Source organism: Streptomyces sp. JB150, from assembly GCF_011193355.1.
GTDB lineage: Bacteria > Actinomycetota > Actinomycetes > Streptomycetales > Streptomycetaceae > Streptomyces.
This window is the reverse complement of sequence record NZ_CP049780.1, coordinates 5,983,539-6,006,850: the sequence shown is the minus strand read 5'-3', so window position 1 is coordinate 6,006,850 and position 23,312 is coordinate 5,983,539. Positions and strand designations below refer to the sequence as shown.

Here is a 23,312-nt window from a genome sequence, read left to right as displayed (position 1 = left end):
TTGAATGACGGTGCTCAGCGCTGGTAGCGGGCCAGCACCAGGTTGCCGTCGTCCTCCAGACGGTCGCGCAGCTCCTCCAGGCCGATCGCGCCGCTGTAGTACTCCTGGAACGCCGGGGTGGCCACCTTGTCCTTCCACTCGGGATAGCCCCGGACCGCCTGGGCGGGTGCCGAGCGCAGGTGGGCGGCGAGGGCGGTGCCGGTCGCCCAGCCGTGCTGGGCGGTGTGCAGGGCCGGGTCCTTCAGCGCCTCGGTGCCGGTCGGCAGCATCCAGTCGCCGAGGGCGAGCCGCACCATGTTCTCCGGTCGGAGGAGGAAGTCGACGAACGCGGCGGCCTCCTTCTTGTGCGGACTGTCCTCGGCGATGGACAGCGTCTGCGGGCTGACGCCCTGGGCGAGTCCGTCCGCGCCGGCCGGGGCGGGGAGCACCTGCCAGTCGAAGCCCTCCGGGGCCTGCTGGACGATCTGCTGACGGTAGGAGAAGCCGAGCGGGACCATCGCGTACCTGCCGCCGAAGAAGCCGGGCAGGGTGTCGGAGCCGCCGCTGCCCAGGGTGGTGGGCGAGGCGCTGCGGTCGGTGGTGACCTGGTCGTGGATCGTGCGCGGCAGCACCGCGTCGGCCTGCTCGAAACGGACGGTGACCTTTCCGTCCGCGCCCCGGTGGAACAGCCTGCCGCCCGCCGACAGCGAGAGGTTGAGCGTGGCGGAGACGGGCTCCTTCAGCGGCCAGGCCACGCCGTACTTCCCGTCCCCCGACAACTGCCGCGTGACCGCGCGGAACTCCGCCCACGTCCACGGGTCCTCGGGCGTCGGGATGCGCACGCCCGCCTCCCGCAGCCAGGTCGCGTTGGCGATGAGGACCCTGGGCTCCTGGAGGAACGGCACGCCGTAGACGCCGTCGCCGAAGGTCACCGTGGACCAGGTGCGCCGCGGGATGCCGGCCTTGAGCCGCTCGGACAGCAGGTCCGTCAGATCGGCGAGGTAGCCGCCGTACGCGAAGTCCGCGAGGTCGTCGGAGGCGTCGTGGATGATGTCCGGGGCCTCGCCCCCCTCGAAGGAGGTGAGGAGCTGGTCGTGGACGCTGTCCCAGCTGCCCTGGACGTACTCCACGCGCACGTCCGGGTGGGCCGCGTTCCACTCGGCCACCAGCTCCTTGTTGGCCTCGACGGACTCCTGCTGCCAGGCCAGGGACTGGAACCGCAGGGTGATCCGGCCGTCGCCGCGCCGGTCGTCCCCGCCGCCGGAGCAGCCCGCGAGCAGCACGAGGACCGTGACGAGCGCGGCCGTGAACCGGGCCCGCATCAGCCCTTCACCGCCCCGGCGAGCATGCCGCCCGTGATCCGCCGCTGGATGACCGCGAAGACGACCAGCGAGGGCAGGGTGGCGAGGAACGCGGCGGCGGCGAGGGGGCCGAGGTCGGCGACGCCCTCCGCGCCGATGAAGTGGGTGAGGATCACGGGCAGGGTCTGTCTCTCCGGGGACTTGAGCAGGACCAGCGCGAAGAAGAACTCGTTCCACGCGGTGATGAAGGCGAACAGCGCCGTCGCCACGATGCCCGGTGCGAGCAGCGGCGCGGTCACCGACACCAGGGTCCGCAGCCGCCCGGCCCCGTCGACCGCGGCGGCCTCCTCCAGCTCGGTGGGCACCGCGCGGACGTATCCGACGAGCATCCACAGCGCGAACGGCAGCGCCCACACCACGTACACCAGCACCAGCCCCGCCAGGGAGTCGATCAGCCGCAGGTTCTTCAAAACCAGGAACAGCGGAATGATCACCAGCACGAACGGGAACGCCTGGCTGACCACGACCCAGCCGGTCGCGGCCCGCGCCAGCCGGTTGCGGTGGCGGGCCATGACGTAGGCCATCGGCGTGGCGATCAGCACGGCGACGAGGGCGGCCCCGGCCGCGGCGAGCAGCGAGTTGAGCGCCGCCTGGAGCAGTGGCTGCTCGTCGAAGGCCTGCCGGAAGTTGGCCAGGGTGGGGTGGTCGGGGATCCAGGCGGGGTGCGGACTGCCCAGCTCGCGCGGCGGCTTGAAGGCCGTGGAGAGCAGCCAGAGGAAGGGGAAGGCGAGGAAGAGCAGATACGCGAGCAGCGCCGCGTACTGTCCGATCCGGGCTCCCGTACGGGTCCTCACGCGTCGTCGCCTCCCTTGAGCCGGCCGGCCAGGAACACGGCGAGCAGCACCGAGATCACCGCCACCATGACGCAGCCCATCGCCGCCGCGTACCCGAACTGGCCGTATCGGAAGGCCTCCTCGTAGGCGAAGAGCATGGGAAGGCGGGTGCGGCCGCCGGGGCCGCCGTTGGTCAGGACGTAGACGAGGGCGAAGGAGTTGAAGTTCCAGATGAAGTTCAGGGCGGTGACGGCGAGCGCGACGGGGCGCAGGGCGGGCCAGGTCACCGTGCGGAAGCGGCGCCAGGCGCCCGCGCCGTCGAGGGCCGCCGCCTCGTGCAGTTCGCGCGGGGTGTTCTGCAGTCCGGCGAGCAGGGCGACCGTGGTCTGCGGCATCCCGGCCCAGACACCGACGAGGATCACCGCCGGGAGCGCGGTGCCGAGGCCGCTGAGCCAGTCGCGGCCGTCGCCGAGGCCGAGGTCCCGCAGGGTCTCGTTGAGGATGCCGGCGTCCGGGTTGTAGACCAGCCGCCACATGATGCCGACGACCACCTCCGGCATCGCCCACGGCACGATCGCCAGCGCGCGGGCGAGCCATCGCAGCCGCAGGTCCTGGTTCAGCAGCAGGGCGAGGCCGAGCGCCAGCAGGAACTGCGGCATCGTCACCCCGACCGCCCAGACCAGGCCGATGCGGAAGGACTCCCAGAACAGGGTGTCGCGGGCGAGGTCGGTGAAGTTGAGCCCGCCGATCCACTGCGTCGGCTCGGTGCGGCCCGACTGGGCGTCGGTGAAGGCCAGCGAGACGCCGTAGAGCAGCGGTCCGACGCTCAGCAGCAGGATGGGGATCAGCGCGGGCAGCACCAGGAACCAGGCACCGGGGCCGGCGCCGGCGCCACGCCTTCGGCGGCCCGGGCTCGGCGGGCTCGGTGACGCGCGCCCGGCCTCGGTCACCACGGTCACGTATCGGCTCCTTTGCGCGGCTCGTGACGGTCCGGGCCCGGCGGGCCTCCGTCATGGTCGTGAAGGGGGGATGCGCCGTCAAGGCACCGCGCACACGGTCCGACCTGTGCGGATGCGAGACTGACCGCGGGGCGGCGGAATCCGGCCACCCCGGTGCGAGGGCCACGACGGACGACAGCGACGAAGACGAAGAGGAAGACGGAGGCGGACGATGGACGAGGCACGGGCGCGGGACGTACTGGCCAGGGCGGGAGTGCTGCCCGGCCCGGCGGGGGACGCCCGGCTGCTCGCCCTGGGCGAGAACGCCGTGTTCGCCTTTGGTGGCCTGGTCGTGAAGGTGGGCCGCGACGCCGAGTTGCTGGGCCGGGCCCGCCGTGAGCTGGCCGTCGCGGTGTGGCTGGAAGAGGCCGGTGTCCCCGCGGTGCGGGCGGCCGAGCCGGAGCCGCTGCTCGTCGAAGGCCACCCGGTGACGGTGTGGCACCGGCTGCCCGACCCCGTACGTCCCGCGGAGCCGCGGGATCTGGCCGCGCTGCTGCGGATCGTCCACGCACTGCCCTCTCCCCCCTTCGAGCTGCCGCCCCGCGATCTGCTGGGCGGTGTGGAACGCTGGCTGCGTCTGGCCGGCGAGGCGATCGACCCCGCGGACGCGGCGTACCTGCGCGAGCGGCGGGACGGTTTCGTGGCGGCCGCGGCCGCGCTCACCCCGCGGCTGCCGCGGGGGCCCATCCACGGCGACGCGCTGCCCCGCAACGTGCACATCGGTCCCGACGGGCCGGTCCTGGTGGACCTGGAGACCTTCTCCGCCGATCTGCGCGAGCACGACCTGGTGGTGATGGCCCTCTCCCGCGACCGCTACGGCCTGCCGGCCGAGGCGTACGACTCCTTCACCGCGGCCTACGGCTGGGATGTGCGCGAGTGGGAGGGCTGTGCGGTGCTGCGCGGGGCCCGGGAGACGGCGAGCTGCGCCTGGGTGGCCCAGCACGCTCCGGGGAACCCCAAGGCGCTGGCCGAGTTCGAGCGGCGGGTGGCGTCGCTGCGGGACGGGGACCCGGCCGTGCGCTGGTACCCGTTCTGAGGCGAGGCGGTTCCCCGCGGTGGTCGGCCGGTCAGCCGGGCAGACCGTTCCCCGCAGAGCCCGGCAGGTCAGCCGGTAGCCGCGATGGCCGCCCGGTCAGCCGGTCGTCGCGGTGGTCGGCTCCCGCACCGGCCAGGCGCCGTCCACCACCGCCGCCGCGTCGCCCTTGCGGCGCAGGAAGTTCTGGAAGTCCGCCGCCCACTCGGCGTACCACTCGATCTGGCGGCGGTGCAGCTCCGCCGGGCCGAGGGCCGCGATCTTGGGGTGGCGGCCGGCTATCGCGCGGGCCAGCCGGGCGGCGGCGAGGGCGTCGGCGGTGGCGTCGTGGGCGGAGTCGAGCGGCACGCCGTACTCGGTGCAGACGGCTTCGAGGGTGCGCTTGCCGCGGCGGTAGCGGTCGGCGCGGCGGTCGATGGTGTACGGGTCGATGACCGGGGCGGGGTCCTGGCCGCCGAGGCGGTCGCGCAGCGACGGCAGGCCGTAGCGCCGCAGTTCGGCGGAGAGCAGGGTCAGGTCGAAGGAGGCGTTGTAGACGACGACCGGGACGCCCGTCTTCCAGTACCCCGTGAGGACGTCCGCGACGGCGTCCGCGACCCGGTCGGCGGGCCGGCCCTCGGCCGCCGCGCGTTCGTTGCTGATGCCGTGCACGGCGACCGCGTCCGCGGGAATCTCGACCCCCGGGTCCGCGAGCCATTCCCTGCGGCCGAGGGGCTGCCCGTCCCTGACCTCGATCACGGCGGCCGTGACGATGCGTGCGGTGTGCGGGTCCGTCCCCGTCGTCTCCAGGTCGAAGCCGGTCAGCAGCTCCCGGTGCCAGCCCATGGGCGGTCCCCCTCCTCGGTGGTGCTCTCCCCCAGTGGTCTCCACCCTCGCATGCGCCACTGACAATCGGCGGACCGCCTTCCGCTTAACGGTGCGCCAAGAGCCGCGTTCCCCACCACAGGCCGCATTTCACGACACAGGCCGCGAATCGGCCCAGGCCAGTTCGAACTCCTCCCGGTAGGTGGGGAAGAGGCCGCCGTCCAGCGTCCCCTCCGGGTCGTCCGCCCTGACCACCCGGCTGCCGCCGCGCAGCACCAGCACGGGCGCCTCCATGCCGCGCGTCCGGCGCAGATAGGACTGCACGACCGCGATGCCGTCGGAACCGTCGCCGTCCACGAGATAGGCGGTGAAGCGCGGGGTCTCGTCGAAGACCTGGATCTCGAAGGCGCCGGGGTCGCGCAGCCGGGCCCGCACCCGGCGCATGTGCAGGATGTTCATCTCCACGGCCCGGCTCAGTTCGCCGCGTTTGATGCCCAGTTCGCGCTCGCGCCGCTTGACGGCGCTGGAGGCCGGGTTGAGGAACAGCAGCCGGACGCGGCAGCCGGCCTCGGCGAGACGGACCAGGCGCCGCCCGGAGAAGTTCTGCACGAGCAGGTTGAGGCCGATGCCGATGGCGTCGAGGCGGCGGGCGCGGCCGAAGATGTCCTCGGCCGGGAACTGGCGCAGCAGCCGGACCCGGTCGGGGTGGACGGCGACCACGTCGGCGTACCGGTCGCCGACCAGGTCCTCGACCGCGTCGACGGGCAGCCGGCGCGCCGACGGCACGTCGCCGCCCGCGCCCAGGATCTCCAGCAGCCGCGCCGAGGCCCGCTCGGCCTGGCTCAGCACGGCCTCGGACAGCGCCCGGTTGCGGGAGACGACGTTGCGGGTCACCTCCAGTTCGTCAAGCGCGAGTTCGACGTCGCGGCGCTCGTCGATGTACGGCTCGAAGCACGGCCAGTGCTGCACCATCAGCTCGCGCAGCTGCGGCAGGGTGAGGAAGCTGAGGACGTTGTCGTCGGCCGGGTCGAGCAGATAGCCCTTGCGGCGGCTGACCTCGCGGACCGCGACCGCGCGCTGCACCCACTCCTGGCCGGCCGGTCCGGCGGCGGCGACCACCCAGTCGTCGCCGTGGACGGGTTCGTAGATGGGTCGCAGCACGGCGGCCACCACCGCGCGCAGCCGCTGTTCCACCAGGTTCAGCCAGATGTACGCCCGGCCCGCCCGCTGGGCGCGGGTGCGCACCTCGCGCCAGGCGTCGGCGTCCCAGTCCAGTTCCGGGCCGATGGAGCCCGTCTCCATCGGCCTGGCCAGGGACACCGTGCCGGGCGGGACGTCTGTGGAGTTCCCCTCGTGACCAGCCTCGTCACCAGGGGGCAGCTCCAGCCCTCCCGAGCCCACCCGCGCACCGCCTTCCACTTACCGCCACTCCCGTGTCAACGATCAAGGAAGGGTACTCCGGGAGCGGTCGGCGGTGCAGCCCGATGGAGGCGGACCTTTACTCAACCTGCCTAGTCCGGCTGGCCGTTCTCGCCCGCCAGCTCCTTCGGAGTGAGCGGATTCATAGCGGTGACGTCGCGCGGCGAGATGGAGAAGCCCTGCCAGTGGACCGGCATGGGCTGCTGGTCCTCGTCGCGGGCGATGTGGTGGAACCCGATGTTCATCCAGACCACGGGCCGGGTGAGGGTCTGCCCATTGACCCACTTGTCGACCGACCGGCCGCCGCCGGGACCGCAGTCGTGCGGGTTGTCACTGGCGTACTGCTCGCACTTCTTGTACTCGGTGAAGTAGATGTCGTGCTTGGTGAAGGCACGGCCCGGGTACTTGGCGGTGGGGCCGGGCACCAGTTCGTACGACCGCGGTGCCCGTCCTTGTTCTTGCCGGCCGTGCTGACCACGCGCCACCAGCGCATGTTCTTGATGTCGCCGGCGCGTTCCTTGGTGACCTTGGTGCGGGTGGTCTTGTTGGACGGCCCCGGGCGGCCCTGGCCGGGCGGGCTGACCGTCGAGTCGTACTGTTCGATCTTCGTCTTGGAGGAACCGTCGAGCGCGAAGTCGAGCTTCCAGAAGACGTTGTGGCTGTGACTGGTCGCCTTCGCCGCGGCGCCCTTGCCGACCGGCCACCCGCGGCCGTCGCCGGCGTCGTAGTCGTGGGGCGAGAGACTGCCGGTCGCGCCGACGTTCATGGAGATGGTGCCGTCGTCGGAGAAGCGCCACTCGGTGATGTACTCGTACCAGTCGACCTCGTTGACGCTGTAGACGAGCAGGTCCCTGCCCTGCTTCTGGTAAAACCTGCCCGTGTCCGGCTGGTAGCGGTAGGCGTGGCCGCGGGCGCGGGTGGTGGTGCACAGGCCCTTGACGGCGGCGGAGCCGGGCACCTTGACGGTCCTGATGGTGCCGCCGGGGCATTCGCCGGGCGACATCTCCAGCAAGCCCTTGCCGAAGAAGTAGTCCGTCAGGTCGTCGAACTCGCTGTGGCCGTCGTCGTACGGCACATGGATCTGGGCGAGCTTGGCGCTGTTGAGGACCTTGATCAGGCGGGCCTCGCCCGGCGGCTGATAGGAGATGTCCTCCAGAACGATCCCCTCGCGCGGCTCGGGACGCCAGCACATCCGCCAGGTGGTGCCGGAGGCGAGCTTCTGTTCGATCCGGAAAGCCGCGCTGCAGTCGGCGGCGGGCGCCGCGGGGGCGGCCTTGGGCTGGGCGGCGGTCTCGGCCGCGGCCGGCCCGGCCGCGGTTCCGGCGGCCAGCGTGGCGAGGGCGAGTCCTGTGGCGGCCCGCGTACGGGCACGGCTGATTCTTCTCGCAGACATCAGAGATCGACTCCCTTACAGGAGAAGCAAGCCCTCATGGGAGAGCAGGTCCTCTGGAGGTGAGGTGGCGAAGTGAACCCTCGATGGGCTCAGTCGCGGTCGAGCGCGGTGACCTTGCGCGTGCTCAGGTCGATCACCAGGTGCCCCGCGTCGATCCACGGGCCGTTCTTGACCTTCGGGTACAGCCGCGCGCAGCGGTGCTCACCGCACGGGTCGCAAGCGGCGGGCTGGGCACCGGGTGCCGCGTCGTAGATCATGCTGTGCAGCACGAGCTGGTCCGGCGAGGTCAGTTCCTCACCGGTGGCGTCTCTGTGGTCCGCCTTCAGTTCCGCGCCCAGCGGATCGGCGAGCAGCAGCCGGGCCGCCTCGGTCTCCTCCGCCCGGCTCAGCGGCGGCTGGACGCCCCGCTGGGTGTCCGTCCGTTCCACCTTGCCGGTCTCCAGGTTGACCGTCCGGGTGACGAGGGTGTCGCCCTTGTAGTCGTAGAAGCTCACCTCGGCGCGCCGGGGCGCGCCCGGGTCGTCGAGTTCGCCGGCCTCCGGATCGGCGAGCTCGACTCCGACGGGCTGCGGCCCGCGGTCCCCGTCGACGTCCTCGCCGGAGCGGACGAGCTGCGGGCTGAGCGCGATCCGTTCGACCCGCTTCGCCTCGTCGTCGGTGAGCGGGTCCCGCCCCGTGCCCTTCTCGCCCTCGGCCGGCGCCTCCTCGACGACGCCCGGCTCGACCGCGGCCTGTCCGTCCGGGCCGCCCTGTCCTTCCGGGCCGCCCGGCGCCTGCCCCGCGGCCGCCTGTCCGGTCGTGCGGCCGGCCCCCGGCCCCCCGGCCGAGTCCTCCGCCCCGGCCGTGCCCGGCAGGGCAGTCCCGACCATCAGCGCGGTCCCCGCGACCGCGATCCCCGTTCCGGCCACCACCTTGCCCAGGTGGCGGCGCACTGTCTCGCGCACATCGTCCCCCTGCTCCCCCGTGTACTGGGAGTACGTCCGTCGGTGCCCCGCTTGTTCGTGCAGACGCGTATGCACTGGTCGCCCGGTAAGAGGGAAAGAGGGCAGGGAAGGTTCCCTCACTTTCGAAGGAGACTCGGACCCAAGGCACCCCTCGTCGCGCGGCACACCTGGAAGAGTCGTATCCATGCAGGTCTGGCCTGGAGAGGCGTATCCACTCGGCGCCACCTACGACGGCGCCGGCACGAACTTCGCGGTCTTCACGGAGGCCGCGGACCGAGTAGAGCTGTGTCTGCTGCACGACGACGGCTCGGAAACGGCGGTGGAACTACGGGAGAGTGACGGGTTCGTACGGCACGCGTACCTGCCGGGCGTGATGCCGGGGCAGCGGTACGGCTACCGCGTGCACGGCCCCTACGCCCCGGAGCGCGGGCTGCGCTGCAACTCGGCGAAGCTGCTGCTCGACCCGTACGCGCGTGCGATCAGCGGAACGATCGACTGGGGCGAGGAGGTGTACGGCTACCACTTCGGCGCGCCCGACCGGCGCAACGACCTGGACTCCGCCCCGCACACCATGACCTCGGTCGTGGTGAACCCGTACTTCGACTGGGGCGACGACCGGCCGCCCCGCACGGAATACCACAAGACGGTGATCTACGAGGCGCATGTGAAGGGCCTCACCATGCGCCATCCGGGGCTGCCGGAGGAGCTGCGCGGCACCTACGCCGCACTGGCCCACCCGGCGCTGATCGAACACCTTACCGAACTGGGCGTGACGGCACTGGAGCTGATGCCCGTGCACCAGTTCGTGAACGATCACCGGCTGGTCGACATGGGCCTCAACAACTACTGGGGCTACAACACGATCGGCTTCTTCGCCCCGCACAACGCGTACGCCTCCTGGGGCGATCGCGGACAGCAGGTGCTGGAGTTCAAGTCGGCGGTCCGCGCCCTGCACGAGGCGGGCATCGAGGTCATCCTCGACGTGGTCTACAACCACACGGCCGAGGGCAACCACCTGGGCCCGACCCTGTCCTTCCGGGGGCTGGACAACCCGCAGTACTACCGGCTCGCGGACGATCCCCGCTACTACATGGACACCACGGGCACCGGCAACTCCCTGCTGATGCGCTCCCCGCACGTGCTCCAGCTGATCATGGACTCGCTGCGGTACTGGGTGACCGAGATGCACGTCGACGGCTTCCGCTTCGACCTCGCCGCCACCCTCGCCCGCCAGTTCCACGAGGTGGACCGGCTGTCGTCCTTCTTCGACCTGGTGCAGCAGGACCCGGTCGTGTCCCAGGTGAAGCTGATCGCCGAGCCGTGGGACGTGGGCGAGGGCGGCTACCAGGTGGGGAACTTCCCGCCGCTGTGGACCGAGTGGAACGGCAAGTACCGCGACACCGTGCGTGACCTGTGGCGGGGCGAGCCGCGCACCCTCGCGGAGTTCGCCTCCCGGCTGACCGGCTCGTCCGATCTCTACCAGGACGACGGCCGGCGTCCGCTCGCCTCGATCAACTTCGTCACCTGCCACGACGGTTTCACCCTGCACGACCTGGTGTCGTACAACCACAAGCACAACGAGGCCAACGGCGAGGACAACCGCGACGGCGAGAGCCACAACCGGTCCTGGAACTGCGGGGCGGAGGGCGAGACCGACGACCCGGCCGTGCTGGAGCTGCGCGCGCGGCAGATGCGCAACTTCATCGCCACGCTGATGCTGTCCCAGGGCGTGCCGATGATCAGCCACGGCGACGAGTTCGCCCGCACCCAGCGCGGCAACAACAACGCCTACTGCCAGGACAGCGAGCTGTCCTGGGTGGAATGGCCGGACGGCGAGGGCCTGCCCCGGGAGATCCTGGAGTTCACCCGGGCGATGGTGTGGCTGCGCAAGGACCACCCCGTCTTCCGCCGCCGGCGCTTCTTCCACGGCCGGCCCGTGGAGGGCACCCACGACGACCTGTCCGACATCGCCTGGTTCACCCCCGACGGCCGGGAGATGACCCAGCGGGACTGGGAGTCGGCGCAGGCCTCGGCCCTGACGGTGTTCCTCAACGGCAACGCCATCTCCGAGCCGGGTCCGCGCGGGGAGCGCATCAGCGACGACTCCTTCCTGCTGATGTTCAACGCCTCCCCCAAGGCGCTGGACTTCCTGGTGCCGGTCAACCACGGCCGCCAGTGGCAGGTCGTCGTCGACACCGCCCGCCCGGACGGGGTGCCGCCGGGCTCGGGCGCGAAGGTGGCGGCCGGGGAGCGGCTGCGGCTCGTCGACCGGAGCCTGACGGTGCTGCAGCGGCCCGCCTGAGGGACCGGGTACGGCGCGCGTCCGGGGTACACCGCCCCGCGCGCGCCGTACCCCGTCCGGCCCATGTGCCCGCCGCCCGGCGGGGGACGATGACACGAAACGCGGCGGGGCGGGTACGTAGCTCTGCATGACCCCTCAGCGAGCTCACCCCACGGTGCCCACGGCCACGTACCGGCTCCAGCTCACGCCCGAGTTCCCGTTCGCCGCCGCGGCGGCCGCCGTGCCGTACCTGGCCTCGCTCGGCGTCTCGCACCTGCACCTGTCCCCCGTCCTGGAGGCCGTCCCCGGCTCGCTGCACGGCTACGACGTGGTGGACCACGCGCGCGTGCGCGGCGAACTGGGCGGCGAGGACGGGCTGCGCGCGCTGTCCCGCACCGCGCGGGAGCACGGTCTCGGCCTGGTCGTGGACATCGTGCCCAACCACATGGCGATGGCCCCGCGGCACAACCGGGCCCTGTGGGAGGTGCTGCGGGAGGGGCCGAAGTCGGCGTACGCGCGGTGGTTTGACATCGACTGGGAGGCGCAGGGCGGCCAGGTGCTGCTGCCGGTGCTGGGCGGTCCGCTCGGCACGGAGCTGACGCACCTGACCGCCGACGGCGACGTGCTGCGCTACTACGACCAGGTCTTCCCGCTGCGGGAGGGCACCGAGGACCTGCCGCTGCCGCAGCTGCTGGACGCCCAGTGGTACCGGCCCGTGTGGTGGCGGCTGGCCCGCACGGAGCTGAACTACCGGCGGTTCTTCAGCATCTCGGAGCTGATCGGGGTCCGCGTGGAGGACCCCGAGGTGTTCGACGCCACGCACGCGACCCTGCTGCGGCTGCTGGGCGAGGGGGTCGTGGACGGGCTGCGCGTGGACCACCCCGACGGGCTCGCCGACCCCGACGGCTACCTGCGGCGGCTGCACGAGGCGACCGGGGGCCGCTGGACGGTCGTCGAGAAGATCCTGTCGGACGGCGAGCGGCTGCCCGCCGCCTGGCCGGTCGCGGGCACCACGGGCTACGACGCCCTGCGGCACGTGGACGGCGTGTTCACGGACCCGGCGGGCGCCGCGGAACTGCTCTCCCGCTACCGGCGGTTCGCGGCCCCGCAGACCGACCGGGGCGGGCACTGGGAGGCCACCGCGCGGCGGGCGGCCCACCGGGTCCTGGAGCACGAGCTGGCCACCGAACTCGACCGGCTGACCCGCGTGGTGACCCGGTTGTGCGCCGCCTCCCCGGATCCGGCGCTGCGTGACCGGGCGCCCTGGGCGCTGCGCACGGCGCTGCGCGAGCTCCTGGTCCGCCTGGAGGTGTACCGGCCCTACGAGTCCGAGGACGCCGCCCTGGTCGTCACCGAGGAGCACGCGGCCGGGGCCCGGGAGGCGTTCGCCGTGCCGGAGGAGGCCGGGGTGGTCGACGTCGTGCGCGGGCTGCTGCTCGGGGAGTACGGCGACGGGCCGGACCGGCTGGAGTTCCGCACCCGGTTCGCGCAGACGGCCTCGGCGCTGCGCGCGAAGTCGGTGGAGGACACGGCGTTCTACCGCTATGTGCCGCTGCTGTCGGCCACCGAGGTGGGCGGGAATCCGGGGCGGCCGGCGGTGTCCCCCGGGGAGTTCCACGCGTACTGCGCGCGGGTGCAGCGCGACTGGCCGGTCACCGGGACCGTCGTCTCCACGCACGACACCAAGCGCAGCGCGGACGTGCGGGCGGCGCTCATGGTGCTCACCGAGTGCCCGGAGCGCTGGTCGGAGGCGCTGGGCGAGGTGAGCCGGGCCGACACGGGCGCCCCGGACGGGCAGCTGGCCTGGGCGGCCTGGCAGACCGTCTTCGGGCTGGGCCCGGCGGACCCGGAGCGGGTGCGGGAGGCGCTGCTGAAGCATGTGCGCGAGGCCGGGATGCACACCAGCTGGACCGAGCAGGAGCCGCCGTACGAGGACGCCGTGGCGGCGTTCGTGGCGGCGGGGCCGTGCGGGGCGCCGGGCGAGCGGATGGCCGCGCTGCGCCGCGAGCTGGAGCCGCACATCCGGGCGAACGTGCTGGGGGTGGCGCTGGTGCATCTGACGATGCCGGGGGTGCCGGACGTGTACCAGGGCACGGAGGCCGAATGCCGCAGCCTGGTCGACCCGGACAACCGGCGGCTCGTGCGGTTCCCGCCCGAGGACCCCGGCGTCAAGGGCGCGGTGACGGCCGCGGCGCTGCGGCTGCGGGCGCGGCGGCCGGAGGTCTTCGGGGAGACGGCGTCGTACGCGCCGCTGGCCGCCGAGGGGCCCGCGGCGGACCACGTGCTGGCGTACGCGCGTTCCGGGCAGGCCGTCACCGCGGTCACCCGGCTGTCACTCCGCCTGGCCGAGGCGGGCGGCTGGCGCGACACCCGGCTCGCCCTGCCGCCGGGCCGCTGGGCCGACGCGCTGACCCCGGGCGGGCGGGAGTTCACCGGGCACGCGCGCGTGGAGGAGCTGTTCGAGCACCTTCCGGTGGCGCTGCTGGAGCGGGTGGGCGACGGGGATTGATCGACGGCGGGGAGGCCGGGGCCGGGGCGGCCGGAGGGAGGTGCGCCGGGGGCGGGGCCGGGGCGGCCGGAGAGAGTGCCGGGGCCGAGGTCGGAGCGAGGGCCGGGGCGGGGGCGGGGGTGACGGGTGCCTCGGGTGGGAGGCGGGCGCGCAGGAGGTCGGCGAAGGTCTCCGTGACGCCGGTCGGGGGCACGCGCGAGAACAGGCTCAGGGGCCGCTTCCAGGGCGGCTCGTGCGAGAGCACCACGCAGTCCTCGCCGACGGCGCCGCGGACGACGTGCGAGGGCACGGCGCACACTCCGGCGCCGGCCGCGGCCATCCGCACCGCCGTGGAGCTGTGCTCGGTCCACACCGCGGTACGGGGCGTGAAGCCGGCCCGGCGGCAGGCCCAGTCGAGGACCCGCTCGCCCTGGACGAGGGGTTCCATGGCGCAGCGGACCCAGGGCCGGTCCGCCAGTTCGGGCAGCGACACCGACGTACGGCCCGCGAAGCGGTCGTCGAACGGCACGACGAGGACGATCTCCTCCTCCCCCAGGGGCACGAGGCTGCCGGGCCAGTCGGCGGGCGACGGGCCGATGGCGAGATCGGCCGTGCCGCGTTCGACGGCGTCCCTCAGGGAGGCGGTCTCGGCGTACTCGTGCAGGCGCAGCAACACGTCCGGGTGGGTGGCGCCCCAGTGCGCGAACACCTCCGGCAGGACACCGACCGCGAGCGCGTGGACGGCCGCGATGTGCAGCTCACCGCCCTCCGCGCCGGCGGTCGCGCGGGCCGCGCGGCGGGCCTGGGCGGCGCTGCGGACCGCGAGTTCGGCGTGCGGGCGGAAGGCGCGGCCCATCGGCGTCAGCCGCACTCCGCGCGGGAGGCGTTCCAGGAGCGCGCCGCCGACGGACCGTTCCAGGGCCTTGATCTGGTGCGAGAGCGCGGGCTGTGACACGTGCAGCACCTCGGCGGCGCGGGTGAAGGACCCCTCCTCGATCACGGTCAGGAAGTACTCCATCTGACGCAGGCTCATGCCGGCTCCTCCTGGCCGTGTGCGGGGTCGGGGGCGGGGCCGGGGTCGGGGTCGGGGTCGCAGTGCCGCCCGTGCTCGTGGCCGTGGCCGTGCGCGTGCCCGCTGCCATAAACGTCGTTCATCGGATCCACAAGAACATTGCCTTGGACGCATGGCAAGGGCCGGGCGGAGGCTGGGCCCATGGACACAGCGGACGTCATCGTCATCGGCGGCGGCACCGGCGGTTACAGCACCGCCCTGCGCGCCGCGGCCCTCGGGCTCGAGGTCGTGCTCGTCGAGCGCGACAAGGTGGGCGGGACCTGTCTGCACCGCGGCTGTATCCCCAGCAAGGCGATGCTGCACGCGGCGGAACTGGTGGACGGGATCGCGGAGGCACGTGAGCGGTGGGGGGTGAAGGCGACCCTGGAGGCGGTGGACTGGCCGGCGCTGGTCGCCACCCGGGACGACATCGTGGCCCGCAACCACAGGGGCGTGGAGGCGCACTTGGCGCACGCGGGGGTGCGGGTGGTGCGGGGCAGCGCGCGGCTGACGGGGACGCGCTCGGTCCGGGTGGACGGCGTGCACGACCTCTCCGCGCGCCGTGGGATCGTCCTCGCGACCGGCTCACGCCCGCGCACGCTCCCGGGACTCACTCCGGACGGGCGGCGCGTGGTGACCAGTGACGACGCCCTGTTCGCGCCCGCGCTCCCGGACTCCGTACTGGTGCTGGGCGGCGGCGCGATCGGCGTCGAGTACGCCTCGTTCCACCGCTCCATGGGCGCGCGGGTCACCCTCGTGGAGGCCGCCGACCGGATCCTGCCGCTGGAGGACGCCGACGTCTCCCGGCATGTGGCGCGCGGTCTGAAGAAGCGCGGCATCGACGTGCGCGCCGGCGCACGGCTGCTGGACGCGGAGGTGGTGGCGGACGGCGTCCGCGCGCGTGTGCGCACCGCCCGCGGAGAGGTCCGCGCGGTGGAGGCCGAGCGGCTGCTGGTGGCCGTCGGCCGGGTCCCGGTCACCGACGGCCTGGACCTGGCCGCCGCCGGCCTGGCGACGGACGAGCGGGGATTCGTCGTACCGGCGGACTGGGGCCGGCTGGAGACGGCCGTGCCCGGGGTGCACGTCGTGGGCGACCTGCTGCCCCCGCCCTCCCTCGGGCTGGCCCACGCCTCGTTCGCCGAGGGCCTGCTGGTGGCGGAGACGCTGGCGGGGGTGGCGTCCGCGCCGGTGGACTACGCGGCGGTGCCCCGCGTGACGTACTCGTCGCCGCAGACCGCGTCGGTGGGCCTGAGCGAGGCGGAGGCACGCGCGCGGGGGCACGAGGTGGCCGTGAACACGATGCCGCTGACGGCCGTGGCCAAGGGGATGGTGCACGGGCAGGGCGGGACGGTGAAGGTCGTCGCCGAGGCGGGCGGCGGGCGGGTGCTGGGCGTGCACCTGGTCGGCCCGCACGTGTCCGAGATGATCGCCGAGAGCCAGTTGATCGTCGGCTGGGACGCGGAGCCCGCCGACGTCGCCCGGCACGTGCACGCCCACCCGACGCTGTCGGAGGCGGTCGGCGAGGCGTTCCTGACCCTCGCCGGACGGGGGCTGCACCAGCAGTGACCACCGGGGCGCGCGCCCCCGCGCACAGGCCGGACGTGCACGCGAGCGCCCCCCGGAGCCTCCCCTCTCGTCGCCTTGACACCGCCCCCGGACCGTGCGGTACTGCCGGTGCGAGCCGGGCGGACAAACGGGGGTGAGTCACCTGCCGGAGCTGCGCTATCCCACTGTGGCGGAACTGTTCGTCTCCGCGCGCGCGTTGGCCTCGTCGCACCCCGGTTTGTGCACCCTGCGCGAGGTGGGCACCTCCCGCGCGGGGCGCCCGCTGCACGTGCTGTCCGTCGGCCGTGCGCGGCGCGCGGTGCTCGTCGTCGCGGGCGCCCACGCCAACGAGCCGGCCGGCGGCTCCACGCTCCTCGCGCTCGCCGAGCGGGTGGTGGCCGAACCGTCGCTGCGGTCGGGGACGTCCTGGCACTTCCTGCTGTGCGCGGACCCGGACGGGGCGAGCCTGCACGTGACGCCGGCGCCGCGCAGCCTGCTCGACTACCACCGCGGCTTCTTCCGGCCCGCCGGACCCGAGCAGCCGGAGTGGTCGCCGGCCGTGCTGCCCCCGGACCGGCTGCCGCCCGAGACGCGCGCCCTGACCGGGGTGATCGACGAGCTGCGCCCCTACCTCCAGGTGACCCTGCACGGGACCGACCTGGGCGGCAGCTGGGTGCAGTTGACCCGGGACATACCGGGGCTCGCGGAACCGTTCGCCAAGTCGGCGGCGGAGCTGCACATCCCGGTGGAGACGGGCGCGTCGGACGCCGCCGGCTGGCCCGCGTCGGGCCCCGGGGTGCACGTGATGCCGGCGCCCGGTTCGATCGCGTATCCGAGCCTGCCGGACGACGCCCGGCACAGCACCTGGTACCACGCGCACCGGTACGGCGGTCTGACCGCGGTGGTCGAGGTGCCGATGTGGGCGAGCGACCTCGTGGACGATCCGGCGCCGCACCCCGCCCCGGCGGCGGCGCTGCGGCGGCTGGCGGAGCGGCTGCTGCGGGACGCGCGGGAGGTCGAGGCCGTCCTCACCGAGGCGCTGCCCCGCCTGGACGGCCTCGACGGGCCCCTGCTGCGGGCCGCCCGATGGGTGCTGGAGCTGGTGCCGGGCCTGGCCGCGGACCTGATCCACACACCGCCCGCCGACCACACCATGGCGTACGTCGGCAGCGTGGACGCCTTCGCCCGGCGGCTGCCGCTGCGCGCCGCGGCGATGCTGCTGCGGGTCCTGCGCGAGGCCGACGACCGCGCGGTGCCCCGGCTGGAACGGCTCGTGACCACCTGGAGCGAGGCCTTCGCGGACCGCTTCCGCGCCCGCTGGGTCCCCCTGCGGCACCAGGTCGAGCACCAGTCCCGCACGGTCGTCGCGGCGGCCCTGCACGCGCGCGAACGCGCGGCGTGACGCGGGCGGAGGCAGAGTCGCGCCGGGCCGCCCCCATGCCGGTTCCCGAGGCCTGACGCCCCCACCCCCACGCAGGCGCTGGTGAAGCCGCACCAGGACCGCTCTCCTCTCCCTGTGCCCCGAGGCCGACCCGAGGCCCGCCCCGGCCCGGTCCCACCGGCAGGCCGGCGCCCCGCCCGGGTAGTGCACTGGCGACTCCCCCGAGCGGAACGCGTGGCCGACCGGTCTCACCGGGTCCCCGGCCCGACCGCTCCGCCCGAACCAAGCTCCCGCGGAGCCCGCGGACACCGGGCACCGACGCCGCGCCCGAGTCAGACCGAACGGCGCACGCGCGCCGCGCGAGTCGGACCCGACGGCACACGCGCGCCGCGCCGCGTCAGGCGTCGAAGGCGAACAGTACGCCCGTCACCGCCTCCATCGCGCACGCGTTCGGGAAGGTTTCCCGGTAGTCGACGGGGTTCCCCTGCCACTCGCCGCGCGCCTCCGCGGTCACCGGTGCGTAGAGCATCGGGCAGGCGGCGTCCCTCAGCGGGAAGCGGCGGATGTCGCCGGCCGCGGCGTCGAGCTGGGCGCAGGCCTCGGCGGCCCGTGTGTGACCCTGCGGCGGGTCGCACAGCAGCAGGGTGCCGCGCGTGTCGCCGACGGGTCGCGGTCCGGGCCGCAGGGAGAAGCCGGGACCCGGAGTGGGGATGTCGTCCCTGGTGACGGTGAGCTGGAGCCAGGTGCTGGGACCGATGTGAGCGGCCGGCTCGGCCATCGCCCGCGCGGGGGCCGCCGTGGCGGCGAGGACGGTGAACAGGGCGGCCGCCGTCACGGCCGTACCCCGCGGCCGGCGGCGGGCGGCCTTCGCTGTGATGGTGTGCGTCATTCCCGGTGCATCGGCACGACGGGCTCGGAACCCCAGTCCGGCTCACCCGAACGGAACCGCGCGGGTGCCTGCCGCGCGGCCAGTTCGAACGCGGCGAGCACCACGCGGGACTGGTACTCGGCCTGGCGGGCCACCGGGACCCACGCGGCGCCGCAGCGGTCACGGTAGTCGGCGCACCAGGCGTCCAGGAGCCGGTCCAGCTCGGGCAGCACGCCCGCCGGGTCACGGCCGGACCGGGTGACGAGCTGGTGCAGCAGTCCGCCCGTGCGCAGGGCGAGCCGGCGCCCGGCGATCCGCAGGGCGGTCAGGTGACCGGCGTCCGGCGGCGGCAGGGGCCGGGTCCGGTGGGCGCTGTCCGGGTCCCAGGCGTCGGCGAGACCGGGCCCGACGAGCAGGTAGTCGTCGACGGGCAGCCGCAGGCGGTCCGCGTCCGGCGCGTCCGCGGCGTACGGGGCCAGGCGGGCCAGCAGCTCCCGCAGCAGCCGCATGTCGTGCCGCAGCGTGCGGCTGACGGTGCGCAGCACCGCCTCCGGGTCGGCGGGCACGGAGGCGTCCTCGACGGCGGCCACGCCCCACATGGGCGCCTCCACGACGGCCGTGACGGTGCCGTACCGGTGCGGGTGGAACCAGGTGGACTCGACGGCGGCCTCGGTGATGGCCGCGGCCCGGTCGCCCGGACGGGGCGGGGGGATGCGGTAGACGGCGGGGCCGAGGTTCGGCCAGTGAAGGGTGTCGTAGGGGCCGAGTTCGCGCGGGACACCCAGCCGGGTGGCGATGTCGGCGACGCGCTGGGCGAGTCCCGGCAGGTCACGGGTGAGTTCGACGAAGCCGCCGCCGACGTCGACGCCGTGCAGAGAACACTGGAAGAAAGGTTTCAGCTCGTCTTGGAGAGCGAGCAGGGCACGTGTTTCCGGCAGGGCCGCGGCGGCGGCACCGTCGGGCAGCCACTCGGGTTGTTCCAGGAAGCCGGGGCGGAAGAAGTGCCGGAAGTAGCGCCCGAGGTGGTACGGGCCGCCCAGCCAGCCCTCGTTGCGGCGCAGCCCGTCGGGATCGAGGCACAGCAGCAGGTTCCAGGTGGCGTCGGCGCCCTCGGTCAGGCTCGGGTCGGCGAGGGCGCGCTCGGCCAGGCGCAGCACGGTGGCCCCGCCGACGGGCTCGTTGGCGTGCGGACCGGCCACGACGAGGGCCTGGCGGGCGCCGTGGCCGACCGAGAGCAGCCACAGGGGCGTGCCCGCGCGGGAGGTGCCGACGTGGCGCAGCCGGGCGTCGCGCGGGTGCCGGGCGACCAGGGCGGCCGCCCGCGCGCCCAGCTCGTCGACGGTCGGGTAACGGCGGAGGGGCGGCAGAGCACACCTCCGTGGCGCCGTCGGTTCACCTGGTGTATGTGGTGTAGGCACAGTCAGTCACGACTTCGGGTGTACGTCAACACCGCGACCGGGGCCGTGATTTGACCGTCGTCTCAGTGCGCGGCGAGCCGGAACGCGACCTGCCCGAAGGACACCTGGTCGCCCTCGCGGACGACGGTGGCGCCGATGACGCGGCGGCCGTTGACGGTGGTGCCGTTGGTCGAGCCGAGGTCGCGGAGGATCCACATGCCGCCCTGGCGGCTGAGTTCGGCGTGCGCGCGCGAGACCGTCTCGTGGGTCAGTCTGAGCCCGCTCGCGGGGTCGCGGCCTATGCGCAGGCAGCCGCCCGCCGACGGGTGGGGCAGCAGCAGCTTCGGGAGCCGCTCGGCCTGCCAGGCCCGGCGCAGCCGCTCGCCGAAGCCGGACACGGCCTCGACGGTGCCGAACACGATCCGGGAGAACCGGCTCTCGGTGGGCAGGTCCGCGGTGAGCGCGGCCAGCTCGTCGGAGCGGCGGGCGGCGAGGGCGAGTTCCATCCGCCGGATGAAGGTGTCGTGGGACAGACGGCCCATGGCGACGCCGTCACGCAGGACCTTCAGCGCCTGATCGCGCTCCGCGTCCGAGGGGCGCGGCAGGGAGGCCGGGAACTCGAAAGACGACGTCACGCTGGCGATTGTCGGTCAGTGAACCCCAGGTGTCCAGAAATCACTGAATCGGCGCTCCCGTGCGCGTATCCGACGACACCCGGCGCAAAAGGGAAGATGCAAAAGCGGATTGATCTCTTTTGACGCACCATGGACGGGCTACGTCACCGTGGGCAGACGAAGGGGAACCGTCCGTGCAGTTCGAGGTGTGGGCACCGCAGGCCGGCCGAGTGACGCTCCACTGCGAGGGAGTCACGCACGCGATGGAGCGCGATCCCGAGCGCGCGGGGTGGTGGATCGCCGAGGCGGAGGCGCGGGACGGCGCCCGGTACGGCTTCGCGCCGGACGACGGTCCCGTCCTGCCCGACCCGCGCTCGCGCCGCCAGCCGGACGGGCCTGACGGGCTGAGCGCGGTCGTCGACCAGGGGCGGTACGCGTGGCGTACGGAGTGGGCGGGCCGCCCGCTGCCGGGCGCGGTCCTGTACGAGCTGCACGTGGGCACGTACACCCCCGAGGGCACGCTGGACGCGGCGGCCGGACGGCTGGAACACCTGGCCGAACTGGGCGTGACGCACGTCGAGTTGATGCCGCTGTGCCCGTTCCCCGGGCGCCACGGCTGGGGGTACGAGGGGGTGTCGCTGTGGGCGGTGCACGAGCCGTACGGCGGCCCCGAGGCGCTGAAGCGCTTTGTCGACCGGGCCCATGAGCTGGGTCTCGGCGTGGTGCTGGACGTCGTCCACAACCATCTGGGCCCGTCGGGCAACTACCTTCCGCGATTCGGCCCGTACTTCACCGAGACGCACCAGACGCCGTGGGGCGCGGCGGTGAACCTCGACGCGCCGGGCTCGGACGAGGTGCGCGCGTACCTGATCGAAAGCGCGCTGGCGTGGCTGCGGGACTACCGGATCGACGGGCTGCGGCTGGACGCGGTGCACGCGCTGGTGGACACGCGCGCGTGCCACTTCCTGGAGGAGCTGTCCACGGCGGTGGACGCCCTGGCGGCGGACCTGGGCCGGCCGCTGTTCCTGATCGCGGAGTCCGATCTGAACGATCCCCGGCTGGTCACCGCGCGCGCGGAGGGCGGTTTCGGGTTGCAGGCGCAGTGGAACGACGACTTCCACCACGCCGTGCACGCGGCGCTGACCGGTGAGTCGCAGGGCTACTACGCGGACTTCGCGCGCGCCCCCATGAAGGCGCTCGCCAAGACCCTGACGGGCGGGTACTTCCACGACGGCAGCTACTCCAGCTTCCGCGGCCGGCGGCACGGGCGTCCGCTGGACCGCACTCGGGTGGCCGCGCACCGGCTGCTCGGCTACAGCCAGACGCACGACCAGGTCGGCAACCGGGCCCAGGGCGACCGGCTGGCCTCGCTCGTCTCCCCCGGGCTGCTGGCGTGCGCCGCCACGCTGACGCTGACGGGGCCGTTCACGCCGATGCTGTTCATGGGCGAGGAGTGGGCGGCGGGCACGCCCTGGCAGTTCTTCACCGACCACACCGACCCCGATCTGGCCGAGGCGGTACGGCGGGGCAGGCGGCGGGAGTTCGCCGCGCACGGGTGGGCCGAGGAGGAGGTCCCGGACCCGCAGGACCCGGCGACCCGGCAGCGGTCGTGCCTGGACTGGTCGGAGCCGGAACGCGAGCCCCACGCGCGCGTGCTCGCCTGGTACCGCCGCCTCATCGCCCTGCGCCACCGGCAGCCCGACCTCACCGACCCCGACCTGTCGGACATCAAGGTGGCCTACGACGAGGAGGCCCGCTGGCTCGCCTTCCGGCGCGGCGACGTGTGCGTGGCCGTGAACCTGGCCGGGAAGCCCGCGGTGATCCCCCTGGGCACCCGCCCGGCCGAGATCCTCGCCGCGTGGGAGCCGGTGGACGGCCCCGACGCGCAGGGGGTGCTGCGGGTGCCCGCGGAGTCGTGCGTGGTGCTGGCGCAGCCGTGAGCGGGGGTGGCCGGGTACGGGTCGTACCCGGCCCGGCGTGACCGGCGAGACGCCCCTCAGAGGGTGTCGCCCGTGACGTCCTCCCGCAGGTCCGTCACCCGCTCCAGCAGGATCGGCTCCCACGCGCGGCGCAGCTCGGCGCGCAGGAGGGGCAAGGGCGTACGGGCGCGGCCGGAGAGGGTTTCGGCGAGGTGGCGGACGGAGTCGCAGCGAGCCAGCCACAGGCCGCGCAGGCAGGGGCGGGCGCCGTAGCCGGCGAGGGTCGCGGCGCGCACGGCGGCGGGGGCGCCGACCGCGCGGGCGAGCCCGGCGATGTCCTCGGCCGGGTCGCCGATGACCGCGTCGGCCCAGCCGAGCACCGCGCGCACCCTGCCGTCGGCGCTCACCACCAGGTGCGCGCCGGTGAGCCCGTGGTGGACGAGGACCGCTCCGCCGGGCTGCGCGGCGAGCTGGCCTGCGGCGGGCGGGGTGAGCTGCCGCAGTCGCGCCGCGTCGAACTCGTCCGCGTCGGCCAGGCGTTCGACGGCCTGGACGGCGGCCCGGCGCAGCGCCTCCAGCGAGCGCGGGGCGGTGCGCGGCACGCCCAGCGCCTCCGCCTGCCGCGGCGGCACCTCGCGCAGACCGGTGAGGAGCCCGGCGAGGTCGGCCTCGCCCAGGGCGGAGACCTCGTGCCGCTCCCCGGAGCCGCCGGGCACCTTGGTGTCCAGCGTGTAGGTGAGGCCCGGGGCCCACTCGCCGTGCGCGACGCTGGTCGGCACGGCGACCTGGAGGTGCGGCCGGACCAGGTCGCGCAGCCGTAGTTCGCGGCGCTGCCGGACGGCCGCGTCGGCGTCGGGGGCGAGCCGCAGCACATGGCGGGTGCCGACCCACCAGGTGACGGCGTCCTCGCCGTCGGCGACCGGCCGGACGTCGGGGCCTGCGGCGGTGCCCGCACCCTCCTTGAGCAGGGAACGGACGAGTCGGCGGACGGTGTCCGCGGTGGGTGTCGGTGCCTGGGTCATGGTCGGGGCCGTTGTCGTGTGCGGGCGTACGGGGAGGGGAGG

Annotated in this window: 18 protein-coding genes and 1 pseudogene; 6 read left to right on the top strand and 13 right to left on the bottom strand. The window is 74.0% G+C overall.

Features of this window, described 5'->3' with window-relative positions:
• Positions 1-14: 14 nt before the first annotated feature.
• The 3 genes from G7Z13_RS27510 to G7Z13_RS27500 are packed head-to-tail and all read right to left on the bottom strand — an operon-like array spanning position 15 to position 3,072.
• The gene (locus G7Z13_RS27510; RefSeq protein WP_166002909.1) at positions 15-1,301 is read right to left on the bottom strand and encodes a sugar ABC transporter substrate-binding protein; all 1,287 of its coding nucleotides are present in this window, start codon (positions 1,299-1,301) and stop codon (positions 15-17) included.
• The gene (locus G7Z13_RS27505; RefSeq protein ID WP_166002908.1) at positions 1,301-2,134 is read right to left on the bottom strand and encodes a carbohydrate ABC transporter permease; all 834 of its coding nucleotides are present in this window, start codon (positions 2,132-2,134) and stop codon (positions 1,301-1,303) included. The genes G7Z13_RS27510 and G7Z13_RS27505 overlap by 1 nt, the downstream gene beginning before the upstream one ends.
• Positions 2,131-3,072, bottom strand: a complete 942-nt coding sequence (locus G7Z13_RS27500) for a sugar ABC transporter permease (RefSeq protein WP_166002907.1) — start codon at positions 3,070-3,072, stop codon at positions 2,131-2,133. The genes G7Z13_RS27505 and G7Z13_RS27500 overlap by 4 nt, the downstream gene beginning before the upstream one ends.
• A gap of 211 nt (positions 3,073-3,283) precedes the next feature.
• On the opposite strand from G7Z13_RS27500, the gene G7Z13_RS27495 reads away from it, so the two are divergent.
• Complete coding sequence (locus G7Z13_RS27495; protein WP_166002906.1) at positions 3,284-4,147, top strand: aminoglycoside phosphotransferase family protein; 864 nt, start codon at positions 3,284-3,286, stop codon at positions 4,145-4,147.
• A 96-nt stretch (positions 4,148-4,243) separates the two neighbouring features.
• Here the strand turns inward: G7Z13_RS27495 and G7Z13_RS27490 are convergent, their stop codons facing one another.
• From G7Z13_RS27490 to G7Z13_RS27475, 4 genes and pseudogenes are all read right to left on the bottom strand, one after another.
• Positions 4,244-4,969: a 3'-5' exonuclease gene (locus tag G7Z13_RS27490; RefSeq protein ID WP_166002905.1), complete on the bottom strand. Its 726-nt coding sequence runs from the start codon at positions 4,967-4,969 to the stop codon at positions 4,244-4,246.
• Between the two features lie 129 nt (positions 4,970-5,098).
• Positions 5,099-6,349 carry an SAV2148 family HEPN domain-containing protein gene (locus G7Z13_RS27485; protein WP_166002904.1) on the bottom strand — a complete coding sequence of 417 codons (1,251 nt, stop codon included), beginning with the start codon at positions 6,347-6,349 and terminating at the stop codon, positions 5,099-5,101.
• Positions 6,350-6,459: 110 nt separating this feature from the next.
• A pseudogene (locus G7Z13_RS27480) lies at positions 6,460-7,559 on the bottom strand (copper amine oxidase).
• Positions 7,560-7,849: 290 nt separating this feature from the next.
• Complete coding sequence (locus G7Z13_RS27475) at positions 7,850-8,704, bottom strand: Tat pathway signal sequence domain protein (RefSeq protein WP_166002903.1); 855 nt, start codon at positions 8,702-8,704, stop codon at positions 7,850-7,852.
• 184 nt (positions 8,705-8,888) lie between these two features.
• Between G7Z13_RS27475 and glgX the strand changes: the two genes are divergently transcribed.
• Together glgX and treY are read left to right on the top strand one after the other, a co-directional pair.
• Positions 8,889-11,006, top strand: a complete 2,118-nt coding sequence (gene glgX, locus G7Z13_RS27470) for a glycogen debranching protein GlgX (protein WP_166002902.1) — start codon at positions 8,889-8,891, stop codon at positions 11,004-11,006.
• Positions 11,007-11,133: 127 nt separating this feature from the next.
• Positions 11,134-13,494 carry a malto-oligosyltrehalose synthase gene (gene treY, locus G7Z13_RS27465; RefSeq protein WP_166002901.1) on the top strand — a complete coding sequence of 787 codons (2,361 nt, stop codon included), beginning with the start codon at positions 11,134-11,136 and terminating at the stop codon, positions 13,492-13,494.
• On the opposite strand, the gene G7Z13_RS27460 is transcribed toward treY, so the two are convergent.
• Both G7Z13_RS27460 and G7Z13_RS34155 read right to left on the bottom strand, forming a co-directional pair.
• Positions 13,415-14,506: a LysR family transcriptional regulator gene (locus G7Z13_RS27460; protein ID WP_240926359.1), complete on the bottom strand. Its 1,092-nt coding sequence runs from the start codon at positions 14,504-14,506 to the stop codon at positions 13,415-13,417. The genes treY and G7Z13_RS27460 overlap by 80 nt on opposite strands.
• Entirely contained in the window at positions 14,503-14,628 is a 126-nt protein-coding gene (locus G7Z13_RS34155) for a hypothetical protein (protein WP_277347418.1), read from the bottom strand. The genes G7Z13_RS27460 and G7Z13_RS34155 overlap by 4 nt, the downstream gene beginning before the upstream one ends.
• 58 nt (positions 14,629-14,686) lie before the next feature.
• On the opposite strand from G7Z13_RS34155, the gene lpdA reads away from it, so the two are divergent.
• Positions 14,687-16,090, top strand: a complete 1,404-nt coding sequence (lpdA, locus tag G7Z13_RS27455; RefSeq protein WP_166002900.1) for a dihydrolipoyl dehydrogenase — start codon at positions 14,687-14,689, stop codon at positions 16,088-16,090.
• Between the two features lie 133 nt (positions 16,091-16,223).
• Positions 16,224-17,471 carry a M14 family zinc carboxypeptidase gene (locus G7Z13_RS27450; protein ID WP_166002899.1) on the top strand — a complete coding sequence of 416 codons (1,248 nt, stop codon included), beginning with the start codon at positions 16,224-16,226 and terminating at the stop codon, positions 17,469-17,471.
• Between the two features lie 376 nt (positions 17,472-17,847).
• Here the strand turns inward: G7Z13_RS27450 and G7Z13_RS27445 are convergent, their stop codons facing one another.
• The 3 genes from G7Z13_RS27445 to G7Z13_RS27435 all read right to left on the bottom strand — a co-directional run bounded on the left by G7Z13_RS27445 (position 17,848) and on the right by G7Z13_RS27435 (position 20,350).
• Positions 17,848-18,339, bottom strand: coding sequence for an SSI family serine proteinase inhibitor (locus G7Z13_RS27445; protein WP_166002898.1), 492 nt, complete (start codon positions 18,337-18,339; stop codon positions 17,848-17,850).
• Positions 18,336-19,736, bottom strand: coding sequence for a M14 family zinc carboxypeptidase (locus tag G7Z13_RS27440; protein WP_166002897.1), 1,401 nt, complete (start codon positions 19,734-19,736; stop codon positions 18,336-18,338). The genes G7Z13_RS27445 and G7Z13_RS27440 overlap by 4 nt, the downstream gene beginning before the upstream one ends.
• Before the next feature lie 62 nt (positions 19,737-19,798).
• A complete protein-coding gene (locus G7Z13_RS27435; RefSeq protein ID WP_166002896.1) occupies positions 19,799-20,350 on the bottom strand; it encodes a DUF1707 and FHA domain-containing protein in 552 nt (183 codons plus the stop codon).
• A 173-nt stretch (positions 20,351-20,523) separates the two neighbouring features.
• Here G7Z13_RS27435 and treZ point away from each other — a divergent pair, with 173 nt between their 5' ends.
• Positions 20,524-22,269, top strand: coding sequence for a malto-oligosyltrehalose trehalohydrolase (gene treZ / locus G7Z13_RS27430; RefSeq protein ID WP_166002895.1), 1,746 nt, complete (start codon positions 20,524-20,526; stop codon positions 22,267-22,269).
• A 56-nt stretch (positions 22,270-22,325) separates the two neighbouring features.
• On the opposite strand, the gene G7Z13_RS27425 is transcribed toward treZ, so the two are convergent.
• The gene (locus G7Z13_RS27425; RefSeq protein ID WP_166002894.1) at positions 22,326-23,270 is read right to left on the bottom strand and encodes an aminoglycoside phosphotransferase family protein; all 945 of its coding nucleotides are present in this window, start codon (positions 23,268-23,270) and stop codon (positions 22,326-22,328) included.
• Positions 23,271-23,312: the final 42 nt, after the last annotated feature.